This window comes from Mycoplasma sp. HS2188, from assembly GCF_025209835.1.
In the GTDB taxonomy this organism is placed as follows: Bacteria; Bacillota_I; Bacilli_A; order Mycoplasmatales; family Metamycoplasmataceae; genus Mycoplasmopsis.
The window spans coordinates 1-1,725 of sequence record NZ_JAOAOI010000032.1; the positions used below are offsets into that span (position 1 = coordinate 1).

General features: G+C 27.4%; 1 protein-coding gene. It reads right to left on the reverse strand.

The annotated features are described in order from the left end of the window. Nucleotides 1-142: 142 nt before the first annotated feature. The gene (locus N1F73_RS03620) at nt 143-1,651 is read right to left on the reverse strand and encodes a hypothetical protein (protein ID WP_260360146.1); all 1,509 of its coding nucleotides are present in this window, start codon (nt 1,649-1,651) and stop codon (nt 143-145) included. Nucleotides 1,652-1,725 lie beyond the last annotated feature (74 nt).

Genomic DNA, 1,725 nt, shown 5'->3' on the forward strand with positions numbered 1-1,725 from the left:
TGTGAAATAAAAAACAAAAGTTCCACTTTTTTCGAATTTGTAAATGGGAACTTTTGTTTTTTATTTGGACTTATATTTTTGATATTATTTACTAGGTTGACTCCTTTTAATTCAACCAAAATTTAATATGTATTAGGAATGGTTAGATAAGACAAGCCATTCTTTTTATTTCTTCGAAAATTTTTTGCATTTCCTTATAGATTTCAATACTAACTTCATAAGTATGTTGCATTAGCGGATTTAAATCGTAGTTTTTTTCTTCTAATTTGTGTATCACGTTATATAAATTAATCGCAAATATTCTGCTGTTTTTGTAGAGTTTATACATAGGTTTTGAAAACATCTCGGTAGATGATATTTTGTACTGTAAGCAAAATTTTTGAAAATCATTTAACTCATCACCTTTTAGTATTAAAGTGTTGAAAATAATGTTGTTGATGCTTATTTTAATTTCGCCTTTACTATCTATCATTATTCGTGCATCATCATCGGGTCAAATTTTCAATTTTTGTCCTTTTTCATTCACTGCAACATAATACTGATTTTGATACTGAAATGTCGAAGCATAAGCTTTTCTTTTAATTTCTAGATAGACTTTGTGTTCGTTTTTCGAAGTGTCGCATGTCCTAAAAATATTTTGTTTATGAGCGTAAAATTTATTGTTTCATTGATGAAAATCATTGATTAAAACTTCCTTGTTTTTATTAAAATCCGTTATTGTTTTAATGCCTAAATTTTTAAAATGGATAGGGAAAAATCGTTGTATTGCGTCGTTAGTGCGCTCAACAAGAGGCTTAAATATAGCTACACTAGAAGATTCAACTTTTATGTTCTTTTTACTCATATTTTCCACAAAAGGTGTGTTTTTCGCTTCATTTCCGTAAAAAGTTCTTCTTTTATCAGTTCTTATTAAGACTGGAAAACCTCATTTCGAAAATAAATCTTCAAGTAAAATCATATAACCTTGATTGGTCTCTTCTTTTTCAGCATGTAAAGCTAATATAATTCCCGTCGCCCGATCAACAGCAACATATATGTGAAACTTGTTATCGCAATTTCATCAATGTTCAGTTGCATCAATTTCAACTATCTCTCCCAGACTCAAATGTGCTCCTTTATTTTTTCTTGAAACAAAAGCGATGTTTTTGTCTAATTCCTTCGAAATTTTATTAATAAACACGATTGTCTTTGAATCATCTTTTTTAGATAAATTTGCTAAGTTTTTCCGTGCTTCTTTTCTCCCGTTTTTACTCATTCCATATGTATAAAATCCACGTGCTTTTAAATTCTTAATCATACTTGCATATGTCATATTGTTCTTAAGTTTTTCGGGCAGTTCATACTGGTAAAAATATCTTAAATTTAGATAAAAATTTAAATATTTATCCTTGTATATTTGCTTTAAAATCGAATAATAGTGTTCGATTATTCAATCGATTTGACTAATGCTAATTTTTCTTGAATATTGGTTTCTTGAATTTTTATGTGTAATTGTTATTTCATTATCATTTGCTAATTGTTTTCTAAGTTTATAAATAGTTTTTGTTGAAATATTTAACGCCAGTGATAATGTTCTGGCTGTTGCTTTTGGATTGTTTTTTATATACTCCAATTGATATCTCTTGTTAATTTCGTAATTGCTTTTTTTCATTACGTTAATACTTTATTAAAAATTGGAACTTTTGTTTTTTATTTACCCTAGGAACTTTTGTTTTTTATTTCATA